The 26775-nt window shown below is 61.3% G+C and carries 19 protein-coding genes and 1 tRNA gene; 8 read left to right on the plus strand and 12 right to left on the minus strand.

Annotated elements, in window-relative coordinates:
- Positions 1-194: 194 nt before the first annotated feature.
- A complete protein-coding gene (locus tag JKL48_RS05855) occupies positions 195-6308 on the plus strand; it encodes an alpha-2-macroglobulin family protein (RefSeq protein WP_201979872.1) in 6114 nt (2037 codons plus the stop codon).
- Between the two features lie 129 nt (positions 6309-6437).
- Complete coding sequence (locus JKL48_RS05860) at positions 6438-7085, plus strand: hypothetical protein (protein WP_201979873.1); 648 nt, start codon at positions 6438-6440, stop codon at positions 7083-7085.
- Positions 7086-7381: 296 nt separating this feature from the next.
- On the opposite strand, the gene JKL48_RS05865 is transcribed toward JKL48_RS05860, so the two are convergent.
- The 3 genes from JKL48_RS05865 to JKL48_RS05875 all read right to left on the minus strand — a co-directional run bounded on the left by JKL48_RS05865 (position 7382) and on the right by JKL48_RS05875 (position 11223).
- On the minus strand, positions 7382-8947 hold the full coding sequence (locus tag JKL48_RS05865) for a family 43 glycosylhydrolase (RefSeq protein ID WP_236668638.1): 1566 nt from the start codon (positions 8945-8947) through the stop codon (positions 7382-7384).
- An 865-nt stretch (positions 8948-9812) separates the two neighbouring features.
- A complete protein-coding gene (locus JKL48_RS05870; protein WP_201979874.1) occupies positions 9813-10232 on the minus strand; it encodes an ester cyclase in 420 nt (139 codons plus the stop codon).
- A 121-nt stretch (positions 10233-10353) separates the two neighbouring features.
- Positions 10354-11223 carry a helix-turn-helix transcriptional regulator gene (locus JKL48_RS05875; RefSeq protein ID WP_201979875.1) on the minus strand — a complete coding sequence of 290 codons (870 nt, stop codon included), beginning with the start codon at positions 11221-11223 and terminating at the stop codon, positions 10354-10356.
- 237 nt (positions 11224-11460) lie between these two features.
- Here JKL48_RS05875 and JKL48_RS05880 point away from each other — a divergent pair, with 237 nt between their 5' ends.
- A complete protein-coding gene (locus tag JKL48_RS05880) occupies positions 11461-12141 on the plus strand; it encodes a ferritin-like domain-containing protein (protein WP_201979876.1) in 681 nt (226 codons plus the stop codon).
- 91 nt (positions 12142-12232) lie between these two features.
- Here the strand turns inward: JKL48_RS05880 and JKL48_RS05885 are convergent, their stop codons facing one another.
- A complete protein-coding gene (locus JKL48_RS05885) occupies positions 12233-12712 on the minus strand; it encodes a DinB family protein (RefSeq protein ID WP_201979877.1) in 480 nt (159 codons plus the stop codon).
- 424 nt (positions 12713-13136) lie between these two features.
- Entirely contained in the window at positions 13137-13733 is a 597-nt protein-coding gene (locus JKL48_RS05890) for an FMN-dependent NADH-azoreductase (protein ID WP_201979878.1), read from the minus strand.
- A 239-nt stretch (positions 13734-13972) separates the two neighbouring features.
- Between JKL48_RS05890 and JKL48_RS05895 the strand changes: the two genes are divergently transcribed.
- On the plus strand, positions 13973-14362 hold the full coding sequence (locus JKL48_RS05895; protein WP_201979881.1) for a winged helix-turn-helix transcriptional regulator: 390 nt from the start codon (positions 13973-13975) through the stop codon (positions 14360-14362).
- Between the two features lie 39 nt (positions 14363-14401).
- Positions 14402-14512, plus strand: coding sequence for an Eisosome component PIL1/LSP1 family protein (locus JKL48_RS23045; protein ID WP_236668639.1), 111 nt, complete (start codon positions 14402-14404; stop codon positions 14510-14512).
- 104 nt (positions 14513-14616) lie between these two features.
- Here JKL48_RS23045 and JKL48_RS05900 read toward each other — a convergent pair whose 3' ends face one another.
- From JKL48_RS05900 to JKL48_RS05920, 5 genes are read right to left on the minus strand one after another with little or no spacing between them, the layout of a single operon-like run.
- Positions 14617-15234, minus strand: a complete 618-nt coding sequence (locus tag JKL48_RS05900; protein WP_201979884.1) for a hypothetical protein — start codon at positions 15232-15234, stop codon at positions 14617-14619.
- The gene (locus JKL48_RS23720) at positions 15227-15403 is read right to left on the minus strand and encodes a glycoside hydrolase domain-containing protein (protein WP_201979998.1); all 177 of its coding nucleotides are present in this window, start codon (positions 15401-15403) and stop codon (positions 15227-15229) included. Before JKL48_RS23720 ends, JKL48_RS05900 begins: the two co-directional genes overlap by 8 nt.
- A gap of 9 nt (positions 15404-15412) precedes the next feature.
- The gene (locus JKL48_RS05910; protein ID WP_201979886.1) at positions 15413-15958 is read right to left on the minus strand and encodes a DUF6036 family nucleotidyltransferase; all 546 of its coding nucleotides are present in this window, start codon (positions 15956-15958) and stop codon (positions 15413-15415) included.
- Positions 15925-16200, minus strand: a complete 276-nt coding sequence (locus JKL48_RS05915; protein WP_201979888.1) for a hypothetical protein — start codon at positions 16198-16200, stop codon at positions 15925-15927. Before JKL48_RS05915 ends, JKL48_RS05910 begins: the two co-directional genes overlap by 34 nt.
- A gap of 23 nt (positions 16201-16223) precedes the next feature.
- Entirely contained in the window at positions 16224-18560 is a 2337-nt protein-coding gene (locus tag JKL48_RS05920) for a GH92 family glycosyl hydrolase (RefSeq protein ID WP_317191899.1), read from the minus strand.
- Between the two features lie 305 nt (positions 18561-18865).
- On the opposite strand from JKL48_RS05920, the gene JKL48_RS05925 reads away from it, so the two are divergent.
- Positions 18866-20287, plus strand: a complete 1422-nt coding sequence (locus JKL48_RS05925) for a pectate lyase family protein (RefSeq protein WP_201979890.1) — start codon at positions 18866-18868, stop codon at positions 20285-20287.
- A gap of 22 nt (positions 20288-20309) precedes the next feature.
- The gene (locus JKL48_RS05930; RefSeq protein ID WP_201979893.1) at positions 20310-20798 is read left to right on the plus strand and encodes an HNH endonuclease; all 489 of its coding nucleotides are present in this window, start codon (positions 20310-20312) and stop codon (positions 20796-20798) included.
- 28 nt (positions 20799-20826) lie between these two features.
- Here JKL48_RS05930 and JKL48_RS05935 read toward each other — a convergent pair.
- Together JKL48_RS05935 and JKL48_RS05940 are read right to left on the minus strand one after the other, a co-directional pair.
- Positions 20827-20900: transfer RNA gene (locus JKL48_RS05935), tRNA-Arg, on the minus strand.
- A gap of 54 nt (positions 20901-20954) precedes the next feature.
- A complete protein-coding gene (locus JKL48_RS05940) occupies positions 20955-22292 on the minus strand; it encodes a Pycsar system effector family protein (protein ID WP_236668640.1) in 1338 nt (445 codons plus the stop codon).
- Between the two features lie 205 nt (positions 22293-22497).
- On the opposite strand from JKL48_RS05940, the gene JKL48_RS23050 reads away from it, so the two are divergent.
- On the plus strand, positions 22498-26613 hold the full coding sequence (locus JKL48_RS23050; RefSeq protein ID WP_236668641.1) for a metallophosphoesterase: 4116 nt from the start codon (positions 22498-22500) through the stop codon (positions 26611-26613).
- Positions 26614-26775: the final 162 nt, after the last annotated feature.

Consider the following 26775-nt stretch of genomic DNA (forward strand, 5'->3'; position numbering starts at 1 on the left):
GGTGGATGAAGAGCAATAATAGCATAGATAATCAATATATGCGTTATTCATGCGTTTTACGGTCGGGGCTACTTCCACGCGAGCACAGGTGAGGCAATGTGCATTTGCCGTATAGCTGACATCATCGAATAGCTTCTACTATTTGCGGTTTTAAATCTTTTATGCGAGCCTTCTTTTTAGTTTTGCTGTTGCTGATGACGACCAGTGTTGCCGCGCCCGTGCCTCCCGGCCGCTATGCCGCGCAGTGGAAGAAAATTGACGCGCTGCTGGCCAAACACCAGACCGCCACGGCCGCGCCGTTGGTGGACGCCATTTACCGGCAGGCCCGGCAGGCGCACGACACGCCGGCCTATGTGCGGGCCCTGCTCTACAAAATCCGGTTGCTGGAAAGCAAGGAAGAGGACGCCGACGAAAAGGCCATTGCCCTGCTGGAGCACGACGTGAAAACAGCGACTTTCCCGGCCCGGCCCATCCTGCATTCGTTGTTGGGCGGGCTTTACGCCAACTACCTGGCCGCCAATCGCAGCCGACTTTACCAGCGCACGGCCGGCGCAGACCCTACCCGCGACAGCACCGCCGCTGCCGACGGGGGCAGCACCCTGGCTACCTGGGACGTGGGCCGGCTGGGGGCCACCATTGTGCGGCATTATTACCTCTCGGTAGAAGAGGAGCCGCAGCGGCAGCTGAAAATCAGCTTGGCCCAGCTCGGCGACCTGGTGGCGGGCGGCGACGCCGAAGGCCGGGCCCTGCGCCCCAGCCTCTACGATTTGCTGGCCCACCGCGCCGTCGAGGGCCTGCAAAACCAGGAATTGTACATCACGCGGCCCGAGCAGCAGTTTCAGCTCACGGAGCCCAAGGTATTTGGCACGGCGCAGGAGTTTGCGGCCCTGCACCTGCTGGCGCCGGATGCTGACTCGCTAAACGGGCAGCTGCACGCGCTGCACCTGTTGCAACGCCTCACGGCCTCGCGGCTGCAACAGAGTCCGCAGAACCTGGCCGCGCTGGCCGATGTCGATTTGAGCCGCATAGCGTACCTGCATGACCTGACTGCAAGCGGGACACTGGACGAGCACTACCAGCCCGCGCTGGCCCGCCTGGCGCAAACCTACGCGGCGCTGCCCATCAGCACCGAATTTATGGCGCGCGAAGTGGAGCTGCTGAACAACCGAAATCCGGCCGAAGCCGCGAAGCTGGCCCGCGAAGCCGAAGCGCGCTTTCCAAACTCGCGCGGGGCCCGGCGGGCCCGGAGCCTGCGCCAGCAGCTGGAGCAGCCCACGCTGCAGTTTCGGTGCGCCGACATTGTGGTCCCCGGCCAGCCCTGGCGCCTCACCTTGACAGTGAAAAATGTGCCCCAGCTGCACGCCTGGGCCTACCGCATTACGCTGGCCGAATGGCAGAGCTTCTACAACGGCGACGAGCGTCGCGACTTAATCCTGGCCCAGCGCTACGCCCACGTCCTGAAAGCCCGGCCCGCGGCCGCCTGGGAGGTGCCGGTGCCTGCATCTGCCAGGCAGTATGAATTGCAAACGCTGATTGGCACCGGGGCGGCGCTGCCGGCAGGCTACTACCTGCTCATCGTCAGTAGTCAGGCCCAGCAGCCCACCACGCAGCAGCCCGGCGGCGTGACGAGCTATGCCGTGCTGGGCGTCAGCGAGCTTAGTGCCCTGAACCAGCACAACCCGCTTACGGGCAATACCGAACTGCTCGCACTACAGCGGCAAAGCGGGACGCCTCTGGTGGGCATACGAACGCAGTGCACCTTTGCCCGCTACGTCCCTCTCACGCGCAAGCAGCTCATCCGCAAAAGCGAAGTGCTGCAAACCAACGCCAGCGGCGAAGTGACGCTGCCGCGTGCAGCCGAAGAGACCGACCAGCAGCCCGAACGGCTGATAGCTACCAAGCTTTGGCGAGGTGCGGATACGTTGTTGCTTCGCGACCTAAGCACTGACTACTCGTTCTATACACCTGCCGAGCCACAGCCTCAGCGCAATACCTTCCTGTTCTCAGACCGCGCCATTTATAGGCCAGGGCAAACCCTGTATTTCAAAGGCATTCTGACCGAAAGCGTCGGTGCCAAAAGCAGGCTGCTGGGTGGTCAGCCCATCTCGGTGCGGCTGGTTGACGTGAACGGGCAGACAGTGCAAACCCTGCCCTTTACCACCTCGGATTTTGGCTCCTTCCAGGGCTCCCTGGTGCTGCCCACGGGCCTGCTAAACGGCGAAATGAGCCTGCAAACGGATGATGGCAGCCTGAGCTTCGCGGTGGAAGACTACAAGCGGCCCACGTTTGACGTTGCGTTTGAGCCCGCGACGGGGCTGCCCGAACTGGGCAAGCCCGTGAGCGTGCGGGGCCGCGCCCTGGCCTACGCCGGGCAGCCGATTGACGGGGCCACCGTGAGCTTTCGCGTCACGCGCCGGGAGCTGTGGCCCCTGTTTGGCTACGGCCGGGGGGGCTTTGTGCCCCAGGGCGGCGGCGAGCGTGAAATAGCCCACGATACAGTGGCCACCGATGCGCAGGGCTACTTTACCATCACGTTCACGCCGCCCTTGGGGGAGCCCGCCAAACAGCAGCGCTGGCTGCCCGGCTACCTGTTCGGCATCACGGCCGACGTGACCGACGCGGCTGGCGAAACCCATACCGGCAGCCAGCAAGTCAGCATTGGCCATCAGCCCATCAGCCTTAGCCTGGAAGGGCCGGACCACGCCGACAAGCAGCACCTACCCGCTTGGCGCCTGCTGAGCAGCAACGCCGCCGGCGAGCCGACTCCCACGGCCGGCACCTTGCGCATTCTGGCCCGGCCGCTGAAGGCCGACCCGCCGGGCCTCCCGCCCAGCCCGGAGGAAGCGGCCGAAGACGAGCCCCGGCAAGTGAAAGCGCTGCCCTTTAATACCAAAAACGGCGCTAAGCTGGACCTGCAGGCGGCGCTGACGGCATTGCCCACCGGGCGCTACCGCCTCGAAGCCCTCGGACCCGACTCGGCCCGCGCTGTGCTTGACTTTTTTCTCTTCGACTCGCAGGCTGCCACCGTCCCCTTCGCCACGCCCGACTGGTTTATGGCCCTGCAAGACTCCGTGGCGCTGGGCCAACCGGCGGCGGTGCTGCTGGGGAGCCAGCACGCCGGAACTCACGTGCTGCTGGAAGTAGAAAGCAACGGCCAGATTCTGCGCAAAGAGTGGCTGACGCTGGATGCCAATGAGCAACGCCGCATCAGCATTGCGCCAAACCCGGCCGGTGGCACTGCGCCCCTGGTAGTGCACACCATCCAGGTGCGCGACAACCGCCTCTACCGCCACGACGCGACCATTCAGGTGGCCGAAAAACCCCAGCCGTTACGTCTCGACATTAGCACCTTTCGGGACAAGCTGCTGCCCGGACAGCGCGAAACCTGGCGCATCACCGTCCACCAGGCCAATGGCAAGGCGGCCAATGCCGAGCTGCTGGCTACGCTCTACGACCAAAGCCTCGATGCATTCCGGTCCCACAGCTTCGCGCCCCTAGCGTTCGGTGGCCAGGATTACCCAACGCTGTACAGCTGGAACGGCACATTTGGGCAGCTGGGCTCGTACTACCTGTTTATGAATAGGCCGACGAACGGGCCTGCGGATGTGCGCTACCCTTACTTTCTGGACGTGTACGGCGAGATGTTGCCGCTTGGGAGACGGTATGAAACCTCCATGCTTAGCGATGACGAAAAATCGGCGGGCTTCTCGCCGGAAGAAGATGGAAATGACTCATGGGGGGCGCCTGGGGCCACAGCTACCCGAGCTGTAAGAGCGGCCGCGATGCCTGCACCGGCCAGGATTGCCAACCCAAAGCAGGGCCTGCCGCCCAGCCAGCCCGAGCCTGCCAAGCCAACCGAAACGGTCCCCGACCTCGCGGCCATCGTGGCCCGCAAGGACTTCCGCGAAACGGCGTTCTGGCAGCCTGCCTTGCGCACCGATGCGGACGGCAACATCGTGCTCGAATTTCAGATGCCCGAGGCCGTGACGCGCTGGCAGCTGCTGGCCCTGGCCCACGACAAAAGCCTGCACACCGGCCTGCTGGCCCGGCAGCTGCTCACGCAGAAGCAGATTCAGGTGACGCCCAATGCCCCGCGCTTTTTCCGGCAGGGCGACCAGTTCACGTTCACGGCCAAAGTCAGCAACCTGACCGACAGCCCATCCAGCGGCCGCGCCCAGCTCTTTCTGCTTGACGCCGCTACCGGCCAGGATATCACCAATCAGCTACTCAAAGGCCCGGCCCGCCAGGCCGTGGCCGTCGCGGCCCGGCAAAGCACCGCCCTGGGCTGGGAAGTGGCCCTGCCCGCCGATTTTGGCCCGACGGCCGTGACCTACCGGGTGGTGGCCCAGACCAGCAGCGCAAAGGAGCCCGGCGGCAAAAAACGAAAAAGCAGGACCCCGCCCGCCACGTTCTCCGACGGCGAAGAAAACACCCTGCCCGTGCTGCCCAACCGCCTGCTCCTCACCGAAAGCCTGCCGTTGCCCATCGTGGGGCCGGCCACCCGGGAGTTCGAACTCACGAAGCTGAGCCGCACCAGCAGCCCCACCCGCCGCAACTACTCTCTCACGCTGGAAATGACGGCCAACCCCGCCTGGTACGCCGTGCAAAGCCTGCCCTACCTGACGGAATATCCCTACGAATGCTCCGAGCAGGTATTTAGTCGCCTCTACGCCAACCTGATGGCGGCCCACATCCTGCGCAGCAACCCGCGCTTCCAAACCGTTCTAAAGGAGTGGCAGCGCCAAGCCCGGGACGGCACTGCGGCCCAGAAAAACGCCCTCGAAAGCAAGCTGGCCCAAAACCAGGAGCTCAAAAACCTGCTGTTGCAGGAAACGCCCTGGGTGCGCGACGCCCAAAGCGAAACCGAGCGGCTGGCCCGCCTCACCGAGCTGTTCGACCAGCCCCGGCTCGCAGCCGAAACGGCCAGCGCCCTGGCCAAGCTCCAGAAAATGCAGCAGCCCGATGGCGCCTTCCCCTGGTTTGAGCAAATGCCGGGCGACCGGTACATCACCCAATTGATTGTGGCCGGTTTTGGCAAGTTGAGGCAGCTGGGGGTATTCGACGCCGCCACGGATAGGGTAGCGGAACCCGTGCTAGGGCAGGCCTTGCGTTACCTCGATTTGCAACTGGCCGAGGACTATTCAACGTTGCGCCAACAGAATGGCATGAAGCTAAAGGACGACCACCTGAGCACCCTGGCCATTCAGGCGCTGTACGCCCGCAGCTTCTGGCCGACCGACGTATTTGGCCTGGCCGGATTGGAGAAAGAGGCCCATACGTACTACTGCCAGCAGGCCGCTGCCTACTGGCCCGGCCAGACGCGCTACCTCCAGGCCGAAATGGCCCTGGCGCTCTACCGCGATAATAAAGCTGCTCCGGCAGCCCAAGAAATCATGCGCGGGCTGTCCGAAAATGCCCTGCATTCGCCCGAGCTGGGCATGTACTGGAAAGAAGTGCGCGGCGGCTATTATTGGCCGGAAGCCCCCGCCGAAACCCAGGCCACCATCATAGAGGCCTACCACGAAGTCAAAAACGACCAGCAATCCGTGGATGAGCTGAAGCTCTGGCTCCTCAAGCAGAAGCAAACCCACAGCTGGGCCAGCACCCGCGCTACCGCCGATGCCTGCTACGCCTTGCTGCTGTGCGGCTCCGACTGGCTGGCTCCCAGCCAACCCCTGCAAGTCACCGTCGGCAGCCAAACCATTAAGCCCGAGGCCACGCAAGCCGGCACCGGCTACTACAAAGTGAGCTGGCCCGCCGCCGAGGTCCGGCCCGCCCAGGGCAAGGTCATCCTCACCAAGCCCGACGCGGGCGTGGCCTGGGGCGCGCTTTACTGGCAGTATTTTGAGGACTTTGACAAGGTAACGGCCACCACCACGGCCAACCCCCTCAGCCTGGAGCGCGAACTCTACCGCGAAACCCGCACCGCCAGCGGCCCGGTTCTGGAAAAGCTCACGGCCACTTCCCCGCTGAAAGTTGGCGATGCCCTGGTGGTGCGCCTCGTGCTGCGCACCGACCGGTCTCTCGAGTACGTGCACCTCAAAGACCAGCGCGCCGCCGGCCTGGAGCCCCTTTCCCAAACCAGTGGCTACCGCTACCAGAACGGGCTGGGCTATTACGAAAGCCCGCGCGACGCCGCTACCAACTTCTTTTTGGGCGCAGTGCCGCGCGGCACCCACGTGTTCGAATACCGCTTGCGGGCCAGCCAGGCCGGCAGCTTTTCGGGCGGCCTCAGCCAGGTGCAATGCCTGTATGCGCCCGAATTTGGAACGCATTCGGCCGGGTTGCGCTTACGCATAGCTCCCTAGCCACTCGGCGGGCGAAATAGGCCCCTGAGACGCCAAAATAGCCCCTATAGCGTTTAAAGCGACTTTACCCTTGCATTTAAACGGGGTGAGATGTAGCTTTGTCTTCCGTCGGTATTCCTTTATTCGTTTATGAAGCATCTATTTGTCCTCCTTACGCTGCTCCTCTCCTGGGGTGGCGCAAATGCCCAAACAGAGAAGTCAATCCCCGTTACCAAGCTCCCCGGGGAAGAAAACCTAAGCCTCCGCGAACGCGCCGAGCGTGATTTTCTGATGCCGGTGCGTCGTAAGAAAATTGTGACGGAGGCGCCCAAAGTAGTCGCCGACGACAACACGGCTGCTCCCGAAACAGATGCCACCGCTCACTACTCCGAGGCTGTTGAGGAGGTTGCCATTCCGGCCCGTACCGCCCGCAGCTACGAAGTGCGGCACTCCGAAGCCGTGGCCGCCCGCCGCGCCGCCGCCCGCCGCGAAGAAGCCCGCGCCGAGGCCAGAGCCGAAGCCCGCGCCGAGGCCCGGGCCGAAGCCCGTCGTGCTGCCCGGCATTCCTCGCGCAGCCACAGCAGCAAGTCGAAGTCGCACAAGGCCGCCTCGCACAGCAGCACCAAGTCGAAATCAAGTAAATCGAAAACGAAGAGCAAGTCGTCTTCGCATTCAAGCAAAAGCAAGGCGAAGAGCAGCCACAGCAGCGCCAAGAAAAGCAGCACTTCGCACAAAGCCACGAAGAAAAAAAGCACGCCTTCAAAGGCGAAGAGCAAAAGCAAAAAGCACCGCCGCTAGGCCGCTAGCCCAATCCGCTTAAAAAGAGAAGCGCCCGACACCATGGTGTCGGGCGCTTCTCTTTTTAAGTCGTCAAGCAAACGTAAAGGGATAGTAAAAAGGTGGTCATGCTGAGCTTGTCGAAGCATCTCTACTGAAGTAGTAAATCAGATTACTTGCGCGGGAGAGATGCTTCGGCTGCGCTCAGCAGGACGTTCGAGCGAATAAAATTACTTCTGCACGAGTACTTAAGCGGATTGGGCTAGCGAAATGCGCTGCCGGGGCAGCATGGTATTAGCTACTCAGTTGCCGTGCGCCTACCGTTGGTTGCGGATAATGAGGTTGTTGAACGTGGCGGTAGCCCCCTCAGCGCCTTGGGCGATGAGGGCCACGCGCACGCCCCGGTCCCAGGGCGGCAGGTAGGTGCCGTTGAGGGTGAAGCTTTCGGTGGGCAGGGGCTGCCAGGTAGTGCCGTCGGTGCTGTAGGCGAAGCGGTAACGCTGGCCGCCCCACACTTCGAGGCGAAGCGTGAGGGTATCGCAGGGCTCAACGAAGGCCTGCGCCAGGGTTTGCTGCTTGCCGCTCCGCACGTGCCAGATTTGCAGCTGGCCATTGCCGGCCATCAGGGCCAGGGCATTGTAGGGGTCGCCCACGGCGGCCAGCCCGGCAAAGGTGTCGACCGGTAGGTTGGCGAAGTCGATGGTGGTGGCGGCTTTGTAAGTGGCGGCGTGGGTGCGGCGGGCAATGATGGTGCCCAGGCGCGAGGAACCGGCCGCGAGGTGCAGCTGGCCGTGGCGCACGGCAGCCGCTGGCTTCGATGCGGTGATGGGCCACTGCCACTCCAGGCCCAGGGCTTCCCCTGCAAACTCTTCGGCGATGTTGAAGCGGGCCATATCGACCAGGGCGGGGGCCTGTGGGCTGCGGTTCACAAACTCGGGCCATTCCTGCTCGTTCCAGGTAAACTCGCTCAGCAGGCCCTGCCGGCCCACAAACTCGTGGCTTTCGGCCGCATAGGCGTGGTGGAGCAGGAACCAGCGGCCGTCCATTTCGGTCACGGTGCCGTGGCCGGGGCACTTCCACACGTCGTTGCGGTCGAGGATGGGGTTTTGCTCGTGCTTCTGCCAGGGGCCGAGCAGGCTGCGGGAGCGGGCCACGCCGGTGGCGTAGTTGCAGCCCTTGCCGCAGCAGGAGTTGCCGGCGTAGAACATGTAGAACCAGCCGCCGCGCCGCACCAGGGCCGAGCCTTCCACCAGCGGGCCTTCCCAGCGCACGTCGTTGGTGAACAGCTCGGTGGCTTCGCCGATGAGGGCGGTGCGCTCGTCGTTCAGGCGCTGGGCCCAGATGGGCGTTTCCTGGTGGCAGGAGTTGCCGTCTTCTTTCCAAATAAGGTAGAGGTCGCCGTGCTCATCGGGCATCGCAAAGCCGTCGATGGAGCCAGCTTCCTGGCCCACCAGCGGGCCATGGTCGCGGTAGGGGCCGGCCGGGTGGTCGGCGCTGGCTACGGCCACGCACAGCATGCCGCCCTTTTTGCTGCGGGCCGTGTAGTATAGGTAGGTGCGGCCGTTTTCGTAGTGGAATTCGGGCGCCCAGAAGTTGGAGCTGGCCCAGTCGGGCAGCTTTTCTGGGAAGACGTGGCCAACCAAGTCCCAGTCGAGCAAATTCTTCGAGGAGAAGATGGGAAACACGGCGCCCCATTCGGCCGAAGTGGCGCTGGCCCAATAAGTGTCGCCAATTTTGGTGACGGTGGGGTCGGGGAAGTCGCCGGGCAGCACTACGTGGTCGTAGGAAGTGCGGGCGGGAGCCGTTTCGGGCGAAAAGCCGAGGGCGGGGGAGGCCAAAGGGGCCGTCAGTTCTAGTTCGATGGACACGGTGGGAGGGTACAAAGAGGATAGAAAGAAAAGCCAGCCCGTAGGCAAAGGGCTTTCCAGATTAGAAAGATAGCAGTTTAAAATAATTAGTCGCGCAAAACTGTGATTTTTATGGGCGAACTGCCGGCAGGAATCGGCAAACAAATAGTTGCAGCCGACGAATGGTTTGCGGGTAAATACGCACCTTTTGCTTTGCAAATAGCCCGTATTGCGGCTGAATCGGGATAGCTAGGCTTTAAAACCCCGCACAATCTACGTATGCAGATTTTGGGCCAACCTGCCCATCGGTGTTCCGCGAGGATAATAGAAAATTTAATTATACTAAGAAATTGTGCTATGAGTAATTGTCGATAAGGGCGCTGTGTAAAGGGTGGTATTTAGTGTAATGACTGTTTTTATAGGATAATGGGGTGCATCTGAAGGGGTGAGCCCAACTAATCAGTAGCTTTATCACAAAATGGGTTGCAAACAGGACGCAGTGAGCTTTGTATAGTGTCGCTGAAAGGATTTTGGCTTAATCGGGATGCGTTTTATCGCCTCCCGGCATAAACGTGGACGGGCCGGTAGGACTTATGAGGAAGCAAGGTGATGCTGCAAGGCCTTCTCAATGGAGGGCTCATGCAGAAGCTGCTTCAGTGCTGGGAGTAGCTTAGAGCGGTTTCGGAGTCGGTGTACCCTAGCGCGAACTGTGTCGTTCGCGTCCCCACACCAGTTCCTTCGACAAGATGGCGCGTTAACCGACGACCGGTCGGACGCCTACGCCGTCGGACCGGCAAGCGAGACCCTTTCGAAACAGCTTCATTGGTGGCGATACAAATACTTGCAATTCAATTAATTAGCTTCTCAGTAAGTTGCTGTTTTTCTGGATAGAATGGGCTGGCTAGAGCATTGCCAGCTGCGCCATAACGGCGGGCAGCGTAGTGAGGCCCCAGTGCTCCACCAGCCGGCCCTCTTGCAAGCGGAAAATATCGATGACCTCAATAACGACGGGCTTTTGAGTGGGGGCGAGGCCCAGCAACTCGCCGGTGTGGATGCCTGTAATGGCTTTGCGGGTGGTCACCTTATCGGCTTCGGCTACCTGGTCGTAGATTTCTACGTGCAAGCCGGAGAAGGCGGGGTGCAGGATGTGGAGGAAAAAATAAAACATGCCGTCGCGGCCGGCGTCCATGCCCGCAGGGGCGGTACGGTTGATGAAGTTGGGGGCCAGCAGTGCGTTTAAAGCAGTGGCGTTGCCTTGGGCGATGCCCTCGTGGTTGTAGCGGCGGATGATGGCCTTGTTTTCTTCGGATTGGGTGCTCATGGCAGCAGCTTGTTGGAAGTGAAAAAGAATGCTGCAAAATTGGGCGGGGGCCGAAGGGGTGGGTTAGCGCGTTTCGGTCAAAAGCTGTGGTTGGGCGGTCAACTTGGATGCGGGCCTTTCCTCACCCCGCTACCAGCTTCTGCTGCCTGAACTCCCGGGGCGACACGCCGAAAGCCTTTTTGAAGGCTTCGGAGAAGCCGGAGTGGCTTTCGTAGCCCACTTGCTGGTACACGTCGCTGGGCGGCTGGTGCTGATGGTGCAGCAGGGCGGCGGCGCGCTGCATGCGCTGGTGCAACAGCCATTTTTGGGGCGGCTGGCCGTAGAGGCCGGCAAACTTGCGTTGGAACGTGGACACGCTCATGTGGCAGAGAAAGGCCAGCTCCTCCACGGTGATGGGCTGGCCGATGTGCGTTTCCACCACCTGGCGCAGCGTAAGCTCGGGCGGGCGGGTGCGCGGGTGGAGCAGGAAGCTGCGCAGGCCGGTGGGGTTGGTGTGCAGCAGGTAAAGCAGCAGCTCTTCCAGCTTGAGCTGCCGGATTTCGGGACCCGGGGGCGTGGGCGCTTGCAGCAGCAAGCGCAGCGATTCGATGTAGTTGCGGATAAAAGCATCCTTGCCGAAAGTGACCAGCGGTGCGCCAGGGGCTGCGCCCGGCCGGTGCAGCCGGGCGGCGTGGCGCACGTGAAAATCTTCCAGCACCTGGTTGCTGAAGTAGAGCAGGATGCTCCGGAACTGCCCCTGGTCAGACAAAAGCTCGCTCGTGAGGCAATGGCCGGCGGCCAGCAGCAGAATTTCATCCTGGTAAACCGTGACGGTATCGGCGGCCTGGATGATGGTCTTGCGGCCGTCGATGAGCAGGTTGAGCATGTTCCAGTTCAGCACAAGCTTGTTCTTGACGGTGGGCTGCCGCGAAACGTAGCTGCGGATGAGAATGTCGGCAGGGGCGGGGCTGCCCGCCGGTAGCAGGTCGTGGGGAATGTTGTAAACGGTCATGCGCAGGGTTAATGCAAATAGCTGCCCCGCAGCCGCATCGTTGCCAGACCGGCCCAGCCAGAAGGGCCGCGGGCAATTGGAGCCGGCGATGCGGCCGGGAATAAATTGCGCGGGCGGGGGAAATGAACGGGTCTGCTGCCAGCGGGGCGCGGGCAGTTTTTATTAGCGGCAGGTGAACGCGCAGGAGCCGCTAGCCGTAAGAAGAGAATATTTTACAATCATCTGTTTTCTAGTGTAATGGAATCTTCCGAATCTACTCCCGGCATCGCCGGAAAGGCCAACGACCTGATGGACCAAATTACGACCACTGCCACTGATAAGGCTAACGACCTGCTCGACCAAGTGCCCGACTCTGTGAAACAGGCGAGCAACAAGGCCGTGGGCGCGTTCAAGAGCCTCAGCACCACGCAAAAAGCCGTGGGCGGGGCGCTGCTGGCGGCGGGCCTGGCCTACCTCGTAGCCCCCAAGAAAAAAGGCAAGGCCAAGCGCACGGCCGCGGCGCTCGACCAATTGCTGCTCTTCGTGAACGACCGCATCAAAGGCTACAAGCGTGCCGTGGACGAAACCAAGAACGGCGACCTGCGCGCTTATTACCAGCAGCTGGTGGGCCAGAGCCAGCAGTTTGCCGAGGAGCTGAACCGCTACCTGACCCGCGAAGGCGGCGAACGTGAAACGGGCACCACCCTCAAAGGCAAGCTCTACCGCAAGCTGATGGATGCCCAGGCCGCCGTGACGGGCCGCGACGAAAAGGCCATTCTGGCCGCCAACCTCTACGGCGAGCGGTGGGCCCTCAAAGCCTACAAGAAAGCCCTGCGCCGCGCTGCCCTCAAGGGCGACATCCGCGAGGCCGTGCGCAGCCAGTTTGCGCAGTCGAAGCGGACGTATAAGAAGCTCAAAGTGTTGGTAGCAAATCAATAATGGTACCTTTTAGCGCAAAATGCCTCGTTGGGCCGGTCCTTTGGAAGGAGCGGCCCAACAAGGCATTTTGCGTAGCGGGCGAGGGGCTGATTCAGGCCTCCTGTGGCATTGGGGCTTGGGTTTGGGTAGCATCCAGCAAGCGGCGGTGGTAGTTGATTTGCCCCAGGTGGTAGGTGAGGTGGGTAGCAAGGTGCATCAGCATGTACGCCACGGAAGTGGGGCTCTCGAACACCACAACGGGGTATTCGGCGGCGAGCTGCTCGTCGGCCAGTTGTGCCAGCGCCGCTTCTACCACGCGGCGGGTCGTGGCGATGCCCGCAAGCAGTTCGGGCCGGGGAACGTACCGGTCGGAAAACTCCCGGTCACGGTGGCGGATGTACCCGCTGTTGCCCAGCTCCGCGCCGATGTAGGTGTTGAGGTTGCCGAGCAGATGCAGGCAGAGGTTGCCGCCCGAGTTGCTGATGCCCGGCTCGATGCGCCAGAGGGCGTTTTCGTTCGGGTAAGCCTCGATTTCCTGGCTCAGCTTATTCAGGTCGCGGTCGAAGAGGTTCTTTAAGATGGCTGCTAGCATGATGAAAGGTAAAACAAAAGTCCGGTCATGTAGAAGCTGTTTCGGCAGGGGCTCGCTTGCCGGTCCGACGGCGTAGGCGTCCGACCGGTCGTCGGTCACCGGCCGTTGGCGCCTCGTTCGGGCGGCAACCGGTCAGACGCCTACGCCGTCGGACCGAGCGGAACCCACTGCCTAAACAACTTCGTAAGCAAACCCGGTCGTGCTGCGACAAGCTCAGCATGACCGGGTTTTTGCTCCTTTTCGCGAACGTTTTACATGCTATGGAGTGCACCAGCTCCGCAGCATGTTTCGTCCATGCGAAGCGAATATGGCATTAGCCAGTGGGGCGCGGGAACAGCTTTGAATAAGCACGGCCAGTCGTCTGATTACCGGGGTGAGGGCAACTTACTGAAACCAATGACTGGTATAAAGCTCAGCGCGTGCGCTATATGGCCACGCTGTCGATGCCTTTTTGCAGCGCCGCATCCTGGAGTTCGGGTATTTTAACGCCTTCGGCCCGGGCCACGGTCACGTCGGTCAGGCCCAGGAAGCCCAGCATCCAGCGCAGATAGGGCGTGGCAAAATCGTAAGGCTGCATGGGGCCCTCGGAATAAATGCCGCCGCTGGCCACCGCCAGGTACACCTTCTTGCCTTTTAGCAGGCCCTCGGGGCCGGTGGGGGTGTAGCGGAACGTGATGCCGGCCCGCGTGAGGTGGTCGAGCCACGACTTCAGTGCTGAGGGAATGCTGAAATTGTAGAACGGCACCCCAATGACGACGGCATCGGCTGCCATGACCTGGGCAATGGCTTCGTCGGAATGGCGCACGGCTTCCTGCTGCTCCGGGGAGCGGCCTTCGGCAGGCGTGAAGTAGGCTTGCAGGTGAACTTCTTCGAGGTGGGGAAACGGCTGGGTCGCCACGTTGCGCACCACAACGCTGCTGCCGGGCTGCGCGGCCAGCAGCTTGTCGATGATGCCCTGACCGAGGCGGGTGCTGAACGATTCGGCCCCGCGGGCGCTGGAAATGATTTGCAGAATCTGCATAAACAAAAGGGGTAAATGAGGTGATGAACTGCGGGCTCGTCCTCCCTGGCCCACTGGCCACCGAATGACTGCCCGCCCACTGATGCACCAAGCTGTTGTTTGGTACTCAGGTTACCTCAAGTAATCAGTCTGCCCTTTGTTTGTACCTTGCCGCCACTTCAGATTACGCGGTGGTAGCCTGATTACCCGCCGGTAATCAGTGCAAATGGCCCCTTCGTACCCTTCCGCTGCTGCCTGCCATGACCGACCACGATAACCTTTCCCAATGCGCCCTCACGATGCAGGGCTTGCGCAACGCCCTGTCGGTGGTCAATGGCAAGTGGAAGCTCCAAATCATTGTGGCGCTTCAGTCGGGTACCCGGCATTTTCGCGGGTTGGAGCGGAGCGTGCCGGGTATTTCCACCAAAGTGCTGGCCAAGGAGCTGAAGGATTTGGAAGCCCATCAGTTCATCGCCCGCACGGTTCACCCCGGCCCGCCCGTGGTGGTCGACTACCATGTTTTGCCCTACGCCCGCTCGCTCGCCCCCGTGATTGAGGTCTTAAAAGCCTGGGGCATCCAGCACCAGCAGCGCCTAGAAGCGGGCAATACGGAGCCGGTTTTAACGGCGCAGGGACCTGAGCCGGGCTAGTCCGCCTGCCGGAATGCGGCGGGGTTTCACAACAAGGACGTGAAAGCCTTCAAGCTGCTCGACCGCCCGCTCTACGACGGCTACCCGCAGGCCCGCCAGATTATCAACTCCGGCGGCGGCAGCGGCAAAGAGAAACCGGCTGCGGCGTAAGTTTCGTTGGGGTTGGAAATGAAGCCGCCCGCTTCTGGAGAGGGGAGCGGGCGGCTTCGTTCTACTACACTATGAACGGCTACGGAGCATATGCCCTTTGATGCCTACTTCTGGTTGTCAGGTGCAAATGCATTTTCCAGCAAATCGAGGGTTTCCTCTGTTGATTTGGCTTCTGCATCTAGAGTAGTCAAGGGAACTACTACTTTAGGAAATCCATCTACGAACTGCATTTCCTCAAAATATGGAATGTCGTACTGAGCCATAAGCTTTTCGAAGTGCTGCCGGTCAACGCCCCATATTTTTACATACTTTGACTCCGCCACATAGATTTCCGTAAGGGTTGACTCGTCATTGTAAATGAGGCCGAACTCCAGACGGCAGTCTTCGGTCAACTCTTTTTGCAAAGAGCCCAAGATGGCTAGTATGCTTTCCTTTTCCTGATACTCACCATAAGTTACGTCGCCTTCATACGGACAAAAAAGGCAAGCACATACATCCGGCAGCATGGCTGCTAGGTGCATAAATAACTCCCACAAGCGCGAATTATTAATGTTTACTTCGGCGTAAAATCGAAATAGTTGTTTTGGGTCTTCTACTTCCGTCAGTACAAAGCCTTCAACAAAACGCGCTTCCCGCCGTGCTGCAATCTTATCCCAATAGGAACGCGGCACCTCTTGCTCTTCAGCAAAACGGGTCGTTTTCGGTAGTTCTAGTCTAGACATGATTTCGTTTAGGTTTTACTTCCGCGCCGGCCGCGCCCCCCATCGTAAACACCAGCGTGCCGCCTTTCGCCACGTCCTGCTGCACCAAAAACGGCTGCGTCAGCTGTTGCCCGTTGAGGGTGACTTGCTGCTCGTAGACGTTTTGGGCGTTTTGGTTTTTGACCTGGATGGTGAAGGGTTATTCCTCGACGGCGGGTGGCATTGGGAGGCTGGACTGCTGGGGCGTGGGCTTTTCGTACACTTCCAGTTTCTGGCCGTTCCAATAGGCTTCGATGAATTGCAGGCTGCGGACGTCGGCCAGGTCTTTTTCGCGGCCGCTGCTGAGCTTGTTTAGCACGAGGTCATTGCGGTGGATGAGGTGAATTTCCAGCCCGTCGAGGTCGTAGGTTTTGTGGTGGGCGTAGGCGGTATCGAAGTCGATGCCGTTGATGTGGGTCATCACATCGAGGATGAAGGGCTCGTCGATGACGCGCAGCGAAAGGCCCTGGGTGGGCACCTGGGGCGCGTATTCGGCCAGGCCGGTCACGTCGTAGTCGCAGGCCACGAAGGCGGCGACCAGGCGTAGCACGTTGTCGGTGGTGGGTTGAATCCAGATGTCCATGTCGCCCGTGCCGCGGCTGTAGCCGTGGATGTTGACGGCATAGCCACCCACGAGCAGGTAGGCCACCTGCTGGCGCTGAAGCTGGGTAATCAGCGCGGCGCTTTTCGCATCGAATAAGTCCATTGCTCTTTTTCGTGGGCTACCCGGCGGGCGAAGTCGTCATCGGATTCGTGCGCGTGGCGGGGGAAGAAGCGGGTTTCGGTGGGCCGACCGCGCAGGGCGGCGCGGAGTGGCGCAAACAGGTGCTCGTTGAGGCGTTGCAGCTCGCGCAGGCGCTCGGGTATCGTGAGGTCGGCCCCGCGGGCGAGCAAGGCTTGTTCCATCGCGGCGGCTGAGGCAAAGAACTGGACAGTAGGACGGGGCATATTCAAAGTTACGGTTGGCCGGACTATTTCCGCGCTGGCCGTACCCCCATCACAAACACCAACAAGCCGCCCTTGGCCACGTCCGGCTGCGCCAGAAACGGCTGCGTCAGCTGTTGCCCGTTGAGGGTGACTTGCTGCACGTAGACGTTTTTGGCGCTTTGGTTTTTGACCTGGATGGTGAAGGACTGGCCGTTTTCGAGGTGCAGCACGGCCCCGTGCACGAGGGGGCTGCCGAGGGCGTACTGGCCCGAACCAGGGGCGACGGGGTAGAAGCCGAGGGCCGAGAAAATGTACCAGGCGCTCATCTGGCCGCAGTCGTCGTTGCCGCCGAGGCCGTCGGGGGTGGGGTGGTATTGGCGGGCGAGGATGTTGCGGACCTGGGCCTGGGTTTTCCAGGGCTGGTCGGTGTAGTTGTAGAGGTAGGCGGCGTGGTGGGCGGGCTCGTTGCCGTGCACGTAGCCCCCGATGATGCCCTCGCGGGTGATGTCTTCGGTTTCGGCGAAGAACGAGTCGGGCAGGTGCATGGTGAAGAGCGAATCGAGGTGGGGCACGAAGCGGCGGTTGCCGCCCATGCGGGAAATGAGGCCGGCGGGGTCGTGGGGCACGGCGAGGGTGTAGTTCCAGGCGTTGCCCTCGATAAAGCCCTGGCCGTTGGTGCTGAGCACGTCGAATTTGGGGCGGAAGCTGCCGTCGGCCAGGCGTGGGCGCATGGCATTGGCGCGCGGGTCGAACACGTTTTGCCAGTTGGTGGCGCGCTTGCTGAATTCCTGGTAGATGTCCTGGTGGCCGAGCTTCTGAGCGAGTTGGGCGATGCACCAATCGTCGTAGGCATATTCTAAGGTGTTCGATACAGAAGTGCCACTGCGCTCGTTGGGCACATAGCCGCGGTCGATATATTCGCCAAGGCCATCATACCAGCGGTGGCGGGCGGTAGTTACGCAAGCGGCCAAAGCGTGCTCGGCATCGTCGGCTGTTAACTCACCGCCATTAATAATAGCATCAGCAATCACGGATACGCTGTGGTAGCCGCTCATGCACCAGTTCTCGTTGGCGTGGTGGCTCCACACGGGGAGCATGTGCTCGGCGCTCTGGTCGTAGTGAGCCAGCATGCTCTTCACCATGTCGGCGTTGCGCTTGGGCTGAATAAGGTTGAACAGCGGGTGCAGGGCCCGGAAGGTATCCCAGAGCGAGAAGGTGGTGTAATTGGTAAAGCCGTTTCTGGAATGAAACCCAGAGTAGCTGAATTGAGTCGTTTGGTCGAGGCCCCGATACTGCCCACGATTGGCGTCTTCGTAAACAGTAGGGCTGAGGCAGGCGTGGTAGAGGGCCGTGTAGAAGTTCTCCTTATCGGCCCGGTTGGGCGTCTGGATGGTGATTCTGCTTAGCTCCTGCTGCCAGAGCTGCTGGCCGGCGCGGCGGGTTTGGTCGAAGTTCCAGCCGGGCAATTCGGCGCGCATGTTGGCCAGCGCCCCGGCCGTGCTCACGGGCGAGAGGGCGAACTTGACCTTGATTTTCTCACCCGCCACAGTGCTGAAATCGAAGTAGAGGCGCAGCTGCCGGCCGGCCTGCTCGGGCCAGTTTTTCGTTTGGTCGAAGCGGCCCCAGAAGCCCCGGTAGGCTTCCTTGGGGTCGTATTTGCGGGCGCCGTAGGTTTTGAAGGGCTTCGAGAACTGCATGGCGAAGTACTCGGTGCGGGTGCGGCCCCAGCCGGTGGTTTGGCGGTAGCCGGTCACGAGCGAGTCGTTCTCGATGCGCACGTAGCTCCACACGTTCTTATCGGGGTAGTTGTAGATGCCGGCCATCATATCGAGGATGATGTGGGCCGGCTCGGTGCCCGGAAACGTGTATTGGTGGAAGCCCACGCGGGTGGTGGCCGTGAGCTCGGCGGTGATGTTGTGGTCGTCGAGCTTCACCTTATAATACCCTGGCTCGGCCACCTCGTTCTGGTGCGAGAAGGCGGAGCGGTAGCCGCTTTGGGGCCGGTCGGCGGTGCCGGGATTGAGCTGGAGCGGGCCGGTGGTGGGCATGAGCAGGAAGTCGCCCAAATCGGAGTGTCCCGTGCCGCTGAAGTGCGTGTGGCTGAAGCCCACGATGGTTCGGTCGTCGTAGTTATACCCCGCGCAGTACTTGTAGATGTCGGGGTTGTACTTGCCGTTCTGCTCGTAGCTGAGGGTGTCGGTATCGGGCGAGAGCTGCACCATGCCGAAGGGCACGGTGGCGCCGGGGTAGGTGTGGCCCATTTTCTGCGTGCCCACGATGGGGTGCGCGTACTGGACGAGGTTTTCGGGGGCGTTGGGGGCTTTTTGGGCGTTGGCGGAAGCGGCGGCGAGGAGCAGCAGGGGCATCAGAAGTTGCTTCATGCCGCCAATATAGCGCGCCTCACGGGACCCCTACGGGGCAGGCCCCTCTCCCGCGGAGAGGGGTGTGTTCAACGATTCTCGCGTCTGGCTCCACTCTCCGCGGGAGAGGGGCCGGGGGTGAGGTGAGCCGCACTGCGCCGTATTACAGATAGCAGCAACTGAGTTTTTATTTCGGCCCGCAACTGGCTCCAGATGCCATTAAATACTCATCAACCTATCTTGTCATGACTTCCACCAATAGGTTGTTTTGTATGTTCTTATTCGCTCATGTGCCCTGCCTGCTACCTCTAGGCACATTCATTCTATTGCTGACCGGCTCCGTGTCGGCCCAACAGCCAGCCTTTCCAGGGGCTGAAGGCGCAGGCAAATTCACGTCCGGCGGCCGAGGCACGGCGGCCACGCCTACCACCGTATTCGCCGTCACTTCGCTGGCCGACGACGGCACGCCCGGTACCTTGCGCCACGCCCTCAGCGAAAAAGCGGCCTTTCGCACGGTGGTGTTTCGACTCAGTGGAACCATCCATCTCACCAAGCCCTTGAAAATACCGGCCAACACCACCGTGGCCGGCCAAACCGCGCCCGGCGATGGCATTTGCCTGGCTGACCATTCGGTGAGCATCAGTGGCGACAACGTGGTGGTCCGCTTCCTGCGCTTCCGCCTCGGCGACCGGTACCAGAACGGCGGCAAAGTGGACGGCGCCGGGGCCGACGACGCCTTCGGGGCCTACCGCCGCAGCCGCATTATGGTGGACCACTGCTCGATGAGCTGGAGCACCGACGAGGCGTTTTCGGTGTACGCCGGCGACAGTGTGACCTTGCAGTGGAACCTCATTTCGGAGCCGTTGAATTACTCCTACCACTTCGAAAACGAGGCGCCCGACTTCCAGAAGCACGGCTACGGTGGCATTTGGGGCGGGCGCCACGGCTCGTTTCACCACAACCTGTTTGCCCACTGCCAGGGCCGCAACCCCCGCTTCGATGGCAGCCTGAACCTGCCGCCCGGCACGCCCGGCCAGGAAACCGCCGACTTCCGCAACAACGTCATCTACAACTGGGGCACCTACACCATCGACGGCGGTGGGGGCGGCCAGTACAACATCGTGGGCAACTACTACAAAGCCGGCCCTGCTACCTCCTCCAGCTTGAAAAGTGGGGTGCCGCGCCGGTTTGAAATCATTCAGGCCGACCGGGGCACGGCCCTGCCCCAACTGCCCTACGGCCGCTATTACTTGAACGGAAATTACGTGGACGGCTCGCCGGAAGTAACTCGCCGCAACTGGCTGGGCGCGGCCATGAACGGCGGCAGTCCCGCCGATACCGTGTCGGCGCAGGCTGCGGTGCCCTTCCCCAGCATTGCCCTGCCTCCGCAAAGCGCCCAGGCCGCCTATGAAGCCGTATTGGCTGGCGCGGGCTGCGTGCGCCCGGCCCGCGACACGCTCGACCAGCGCATTGTGCGCAACGTGCGCACCGGTACCGGCCGCATCATCGACGTGCAGGGCGGCTACCCGCACGGCACGCCCTACGCCGTGACCCAAAGTGCCTGGCCGAACCTGAAATCCGCCCCCCCGCCCGCCGACACGGACCAAGATGGCATGCCCGACAACTGGGAAAAAAAGCACGGCCTAAACCCGCGCAATGCGGCTGACCGTGAAGCCCTGGCGCCTGGCGACTACACCTGGCTGGAAACCTACTTAAACGAATTGGCCCCCGGCGTGCGGGGCTGGTAAGCAATATTCAGTAAGTTGAGGCATGAACACCTGTCAGCACTGTGGCGCTCGCACATCGAACCCCAAATATTGTTCCCGCTCCCACGCTGCCATTCATACCAACCAACAGGCCCCCAAGCGGCAGTTGACTCGAAAATGTGCCGAGTGCGATACCCTGATTCAGGGCGACCGGCAATTTTGCGCAGTACACGGCAAGCGCAAAGCAGATTACCGGCTGCTAACCGTGGCACAGCTCAAGGCCAAAGATGCCATCAAGCACCCCAGTTATTACCGGGGATATCTCAATAGCATTACGCGGTTGCTGAATGCCCACCGGCTTCGCGTATGCCAAGCGTGCGGATACGACAAGCATGTGGAATACTGTCATAAGCAACCCATCAGGGATTTCCCAGATTCAGCAACGGTTCAACAAGTATCCGGCCCGGAGAACATTTTGGTGCTCTGTCCGAATTGTCACTGGGAATACGACCACGGCCTATTAGCAGAAAGTCCCGCACTAATCAGCCATTAAAATGACGACAGTGCGAGACTTAACTAAGTGAGCCTGACAGGAATCCAACCTGTACTCTAGCCCTTAGGAGAGGCTTGCTTTATGCAGTTAAGCTACAGGCCCAGGTGGCAAACTTGCCCAGCAAATATAACGCACGTCTTGCATTCTCGGGTTCAGTTACGACTTATACAGCAGCGCAATGCCGAACGACAGGGCCGTCAGAATGAGCCCGACCATGAAGATGGTGTAGCTGGTGCGCAGCAGGTTGTACTTGCGCGAGAGCACCTCGCCGAGGTAGTATACGTCGGTTATCATGTTGGTGTAGATGGCTTCTTTCTGGCGCATCATCTCGCGCATACCGCTTTGGAAGTGGTCGAGGCTGAGCTTGGTGAACTGGCCGAAGAACAGCAGGTTGACCCGGCGGTTGCTGGCGATTTCGGGGCTTTTCTTGAGCCAGGCAAAGCTGGTCACGTCGGGCTGCGCCGAGAGAATGGCCGTGGTGACCGAGCCCAGGGCCGTCACCAGCAGGATGCTCACCGGAATGCCCAGCACGGGGTTGCCGCTCATCATGGGGCCCAGGGCGCCGGCCTTGCCCATCTTGGCACCCAGGTAAGTGATAATGACCGAAATCAGCACGGCGTTGAGCTGAATCATCATGCTGGCCTTCTTGTCGGCCATGGCCGAAAGCTTCACGTGGTTGCCGTACATGGTCCGGAACATGGTTTCGATGCCCCGCTTGGGCTCGGCGAAGGTTTCGTTCTTTTCCTTGGCCTTTTTCTTGTCTTTCTTTTCCCGCTTTTTCAGCTCGTCGCGCTGGTCTTCAATGTTCTTTTTAAAGGTTTTGCGGTAGCGCTCCTTGCCGGCGGCAGAATGGTACTTGTGGCCCAGCATGAAGTTGAGCTGGAGCTCGGCCCATTCGGGGTTGGAGTAGGTTTTGCCCAGCACCAGTTCCCATTCGGTGCGCAGCATCTCGGCGCGGGAGCGGAAGTCGTCGCGGGCCAGGTTGCTCATGTCGGCATCCACCAGCAGCTTTTGCAGCTCGGTTTCGGGCGTTTCGTCGCGGTGCGTGGCTTTTATCATGTCCTTCACCAGCTGCACGCGGCCGGCGGCCATGCCGTGCTCGGCCAGCCAGGCGCCGGCCCGCTCCATGCTCCGGAACTCGTGGCCCTCGTACACGTCGAGGTAGCCGGCATCGTGAAACCAGGCGGCCAGCAGCAGCAGTTCCGTGTCGTCGGGGCTGAGGTCGGCGGCGGGGGCCAGGGCGCGGCATTCCTTCACCACCGCTTCGGTGTGGCCAATGGAGTGGTAGGTGAGCTGGGGTGCCATTTCTTTGGCAAACAGCGCGGTAATGTACGCTTCGGCCTCTTTGGCCAGGGGCGAGGCTTTGGCTTTGGAGGGCTTGCCATCGGGGTCGGCCACGCGGTCGGCGGGGCTATCGGCAGCCGGGGTTTCCGTTGGTTCGGCCGGCGTGGCCGCGGCAGCCGTCTCGATGGCTTCGGGAGAAGTTTCTTTCATGATGAGCGAAGCTACGGCCGGTTCATCCGACGGGCTTCCGGGCTTTCAACGCGAAGGGCGGGGCGTAAGTTAAAAACCCCGTCCTTAACCGCACTGCCGTGCTTTGCGTAACGGGCCCTACCAAGCTTCTGCTCCCCACGCATCCCCGAGCGGTGGCGGCGCTTTGTGGCCGGGTGTGGAGCTCTCTTTTTTAGTACCCTATTACATGATTTTACTTCGCCGCCTTGCTTTTCTGCTTGCCTGCTGCCTGCCCCTCGCGGCCCTTGCCCAACCTGCCGGGCCCAAGAAGCCCCCGGTTCCGAAAGAAACCCAAAAGGAAATACCCTCGCCCGGCGAGTCGGACCAGAACCCCCACCGCAGCCGCCCCAACTACCGCAAAGCCGGCGTGAACTGGCAGCGCAACGTGCCGCCGGATTCGACTCGCATCCGCTACCGGGTGTTTCTGATTGGCGACGTGGGCAACCCCATTTCGCCCGAGAAGGGCGGCGAGCCCAGCCTCAATTTCCTGCGCCAGGAAATCATGAAAGCCGGCAAAAACAGCACCACCATCTACCTGGGCGACAACATTTACAACTACGGCATGCCGCCGGAAGGGTCCTACGACCGCAAGATTGCCGAAAGGCGCCTCACCACGCAGCTCGATATTTTCCGGGGCTACCCCGGCGAGAAGTACATGACGCCCGGCAACCACGACTGGATACAGGGCAACCCCGGCGGGCTGGAGCAGGTGAACCGCGAGCAGGCCTTCGTGGAAAACTACATGATGAAGGACTCGACGGCGTTCAGCTACACCGGCGACTTCTTTGTGCCGCGCGACGGCTGCCCCGGCCCGTTTGAGGTGCGCGTGCAGGACGACCTGGTGCTCATTGCCCTGAACTCGCAGTGGTTTCTGACGCCGCCCGCCTACCGCCCTTCCGGCCGCGACGGCAACTGCGGCGCCGAAAACGAGGACGATGTGTACGCCGCGCTCCAGGAAATCATTGAGCGCAACAAGGAGAAAAACATCATGGTGTTTGCCCACCACCCGCTGTTTTCCGACGGCATTCACGGCGGCTATTTCACCCTGGCCGACCACATTTTTCCGCTCAGCATCGTTTTCAAATACGCCTTTATTCCGCTGCCCATTATTGGGTCGATTTACCCGTTTGCCCGCAAGTACGGCGGCATCAACCAGGACATTCCGCACCCCGCCTACCAGGCCTACCGCAAGAACCTGCTCGATATTTTCAGCAAATACCCCAACGTCATTTACGCGGCCGGGCACGAGCACAACCTCCAGTATTACAAGGAAGGCAGCACGCACTTCATCGTGAGCGGCTCGGGCTGCAAAACCCAGCACGTGAAGCCGGGTGATGGCGGCGGGGCCATTTTTTCGGACAAGGAGAAGGGCTGGGCCGAGGTGAACTACTACGACGACGGCCAGGTGTGGACCGAGTACTTCATTCCGCAGGGCAACGGCACCACGGCCCGCCGGGTGTTCCGCACGCCGCTCTACGCCAAAACCACGGGCGCCATTGCCACCCAAAAGGCCCAGCCCGTGTCGGAAACGGCCCTGACCACCACCAACGGCGAGGCCAACGGCAAGAAGTTGCCCCAGACCGAGGAGGCCATCAAGGAAAAGAAGAAAGACAAGGAAAAGAAAAAGGAGAAAGACGCCGAAGCCATTGCCAAAGCCCCCATCCCCACGAAGCGCCCCGACTTCCGCGACAGCAGCGTGACCGTGGCCATCAACCCCGCCTACGACAAGCACGGCGGCTTCCACAACTGGCTGCTGGGCGAGCACTACCGCAAGGAGTGGGCCACGCCCGTGAAATTCCGCACCCTGGACCTGGCCAACGACAAAGGTGGCCTGATGCCCTACAAAACCGGCGGCGGCAAGCAAACCGCTTCGCTGAAAGTGCGCAACGAGGCCGGCTACAACTACTCGCTGCGCGGCATCGACAAAGACCCTGCCGCCGTGCTGCCCGAGCAGCTGCGCACCGGCCTGGCCAAGGCCGTGCTGCAGGACCAGATTTCGGCCCAGCACCCGTATGCCTCGTTTGTACTGCCGCCGCTGGGCACGGCGGCCGGCATTTTGCACACCAACCCCGAGCCGGTCTACATTCCGCAAGACCCGCTGCTGGGGCAGTACTACGCGCAGTTTGCCAACCTGCCCGCCGCCATCGAGGAAGACGCCAAGGACAGCCAGGACAACGTGGCCAGCCTGGGCTTTGCCACCAAGCTGGTGAGCACCGACAAGATGCTGGACAAGCTGCTGGACGACAACGACAACCAGGTAGACCAAGTGGCCTTTGCCCGCTCGCGCCTCTTCGATATGTGGATTGGCGACTGGGACCGGCACGAGGACCAGTGGCGCTGGAGCGAAACCAAGCAGAAGGACGGCGACCGCCGCTACGTGGCTGTGCCCGAGGACCGGGATATTGCCTTCTTCAAGGGCGACGGTGTGCTGCCCTACCTGATTTCGCGCAAGTTTGCCATTCGCAACTTCCAGAATTTCGGCTACGACTACGCCGACTACAAGGGGCTGAACCAGACCGGCCTGAGCAACGACCGGGTATTCATGAGCGCCGTGACCCGCGAGGAGTGGATAGCGCAGGCCGAGTACATGAAAAGCCACCTCACCGACGAGGTGATTGAGAAGGCTTTCCGCGATAAGTGGCCCAAGGAAATCTACGACCTGCACGCCAAGGAAATCATGGCCAAGCTGAGAAGCCGCCGCGACCTGCTGCCCGACCTGGCCGGCAAGTACGCCGACGTGCTGGCCGAGATTGTAGAAGTGCGCGGCTCCAAGAAGCGCGAGAAATTCACCGTGGAGCGCCTGGCGGGCAACAAAACCCACGTGGTGATGCGCAAAATCAACAAGGACGGCAAGCTTACTAAGGTGCTCTACGACCGCACCTTCGATGACAAAGTAACCGACGAGGTGCGCCTCTACGGCATCAGCGGCAAGGACGTGTACGACGTGCGCGGCGACGTGAAAAAGGGCGTGAAGCTGCGCATCATTGCCGGCACCGGCCACGACACCATCACCACCCGCGACCACGTGGGCGGCCTGCTCCACAAAACCCAGATTTACGACGCCGACACCGGCAACGTGGTGAACGCCAGCAGCGAAGCCCGCCTGCGCCTGGAGCCCGGCTACGAGGTGAGCCGCTACGACTACCCGCACCGCTTCGACCTGAAAGACTACCGGCTCGACTACTTTGGCCCGGCCCTGTATTTCGGCTACAACATCGACGACGGCGTGCTCATCGGCGGCGGGGCCACCTACCGCCACTACGGTTTCCGCCGCGAGCCCTACTCCTGGGAGCAGACCATTGCGGCCAACTTTGCGCCGGCCCGCGAGGCCTACAACATTCGCTACACCGGCCAGTTTACCCGTATTTTCAAGAAGACCGACTTGCACGTGGCGGCCCAGTACTACGGCCCGCAGCTGCTCTACAACTTCTTCGGCATCGGCAACAACACCGTGAACCTGGCCACCGAAGACGCCAACCGCGGCGTGGTGACGGCCCGCACCGTGAACAGTGCCTACCGCGTGCGTTTCCAGCGCCTCACCATTGCGCCCACCTTCGAGCGCAAGCTGTTTACCTTCCTCAAGTTCGGCATTGGGCCGCAGTACGACCAGTTCCGCGTCGAGCAGGACCCCATCGGCACGGCCATCAAGGACAGCCTCACCAAGGGCGGCACCGTGACGTATGAGAACCGCCGCTTCGGCGTGCGCGCCTCCGACTTCCAAGTGAATCAGTACCTCGGCGGCCTGATGTACCTCAACCTCGACGCCAGCTCCTCGGCCAAAAACCCGCGCATTGGCCTGCGCTGGTACAACGAGTTCCAGTACAACTGGCAGCTCAACAGCGAAAGCCTGAGCTTCGGGCGCCTGAGCACCGAGTTCCGGGCCTACCTCACGCCCAACTTCCCCTTCCACCTTACCTACGCCGGCCGCATCGGCTACCAGCACAACTACGGCGACTACCGCTTCTACCAGGCCAACACGCTGGGCGGCACCACCAACCTGCGCGGCTACCGCCGCACCCGCTTTGCGGGCCGCACGGCCATCTACGCCAACTTTGAGCCGCGCCTGGAGCTGTTTTCCTTCAACGCCTACCTCTTCCCCGGCAAGTTCGGCATCATGGGCCTGGCCGACATCGGCCGCGTGTATTCCGACAACGACACCGGCACCTACACCGGCCTCAACGCTTTCCACAGCGGCTTTGGTGGCGGCATTTACATCGACATTCTAAAGGCCGCCGTCATCAACGCCACCTACTCGGTGGGGGAGGAGAAACTGCTTTTTGTGGGGTTCGACTTCCTGTTTTAAGCGTCGGTGGGTGTAAGTAGTTGCCTAAAAAGGCGGTCTTGCTGCGCGCAGCCGAAGCACCTCGCCCGCTTCGGCCCCATCCTCACGCCCTGCCACCATCTCCGTCCTATTAGTCGGCTGCAAAAAGGACGACGGCGGCCCGTTGCCCAAGGCCACGCAAGA

Origin of the sequence: Hymenobacter rubidus (assembly GCF_016734815.1) — a bacterium.
Taxonomy (GTDB): Bacteria; Bacteroidota; Bacteroidia; order Cytophagales; family Hymenobacteraceae; genus Hymenobacter; species Hymenobacter rubidus.

Bases quoted from the DNA above. Each gene is read 5' to 3' on its own strand.
- JKL48_RS05920 (WP_317191899.1), bottom strand. From the start codon at position 18,560: ATGAAGCAACTTCTGATGCCCCTGCTGCTCCTCGCCGCCGCTTCCGCC.
- JKL48_RS05940 (WP_236668640.1), bottom strand. From the start codon at position 22,292: ATGAAAGAAACTTCTCCCGAAGCCATCGAGACGGCTGCCGCGGCCACG.
- JKL48_RS05875 (WP_201979875.1), bottom strand. From the start codon at position 11,223: ATGACCGTTTACAACATTCCCCACGACCTGCTACCGGCGGGCAGCCCC.
- JKL48_RS05855 (WP_201979872.1), top strand. From the start codon at position 195: ATGACGACCAGTGTTGCCGCGCCCGTGCCTCCCGGCCGCTATGCCGCG.
- JKL48_RS05910 (WP_201979886.1), bottom strand. From the start codon at position 15,958: ATGGACTTATTCGATGCGAAAAGCGCCGCGCTGATTACCCAGCTTCAG.
- JKL48_RS05880 (WP_201979876.1), top strand. From the start codon at position 11,461: ATGGAATCTTCCGAATCTACTCCCGGCATCGCCGGAAAGGCCAACGAC.
- JKL48_RS23050 (WP_236668641.1), top strand. From the start codon at position 22,498: ATGATTTTACTTCGCCGCCTTGCTTTTCTGCTTGCCTGCTGCCTGCCC.
- JKL48_RS05870 (WP_201979874.1), bottom strand. From the start codon at position 10,232: ATGAGCACCCAATCCGAAGAAAACAAGGCCATCATCCGCCGCTACAAC.
- JKL48_RS05900 (WP_201979884.1), bottom strand. From the start codon at position 15,234: ATGTCTAGACTAGAACTACCGAAAACGACCCGTTTTGCTGAAGAGCAA.
- JKL48_RS05915 (WP_201979888.1), bottom strand. From the start codon at position 16,200: ATGCCCCGTCCTACTGTCCAGTTCTTTGCCTCAGCCGCCGCGATGGAA.
- JKL48_RS05895 (WP_201979881.1), top strand. From the start codon at position 13,973: ATGACCGACCACGATAACCTTTCCCAATGCGCCCTCACGATGCAGGGC.
- JKL48_RS05885 (WP_201979877.1), bottom strand. From the start codon at position 12,712: ATGCTAGCAGCCATCTTAAAGAACCTCTTCGACCGCGACCTGAATAAG.
- JKL48_RS05890 (WP_201979878.1), bottom strand. From the start codon at position 13,733: ATGCAGATTCTGCAAATCATTTCCAGCGCCCGCGGGGCCGAATCGTTC.
- JKL48_RS05860 (WP_201979873.1), top strand. From the start codon at position 6,438: ATGAAGCATCTATTTGTCCTCCTTACGCTGCTCCTCTCCTGGGGTGGC.
- JKL48_RS05930 (WP_201979893.1), top strand. From the start codon at position 20,310: ATGAACACCTGTCAGCACTGTGGCGCTCGCACATCGAACCCCAAATAT.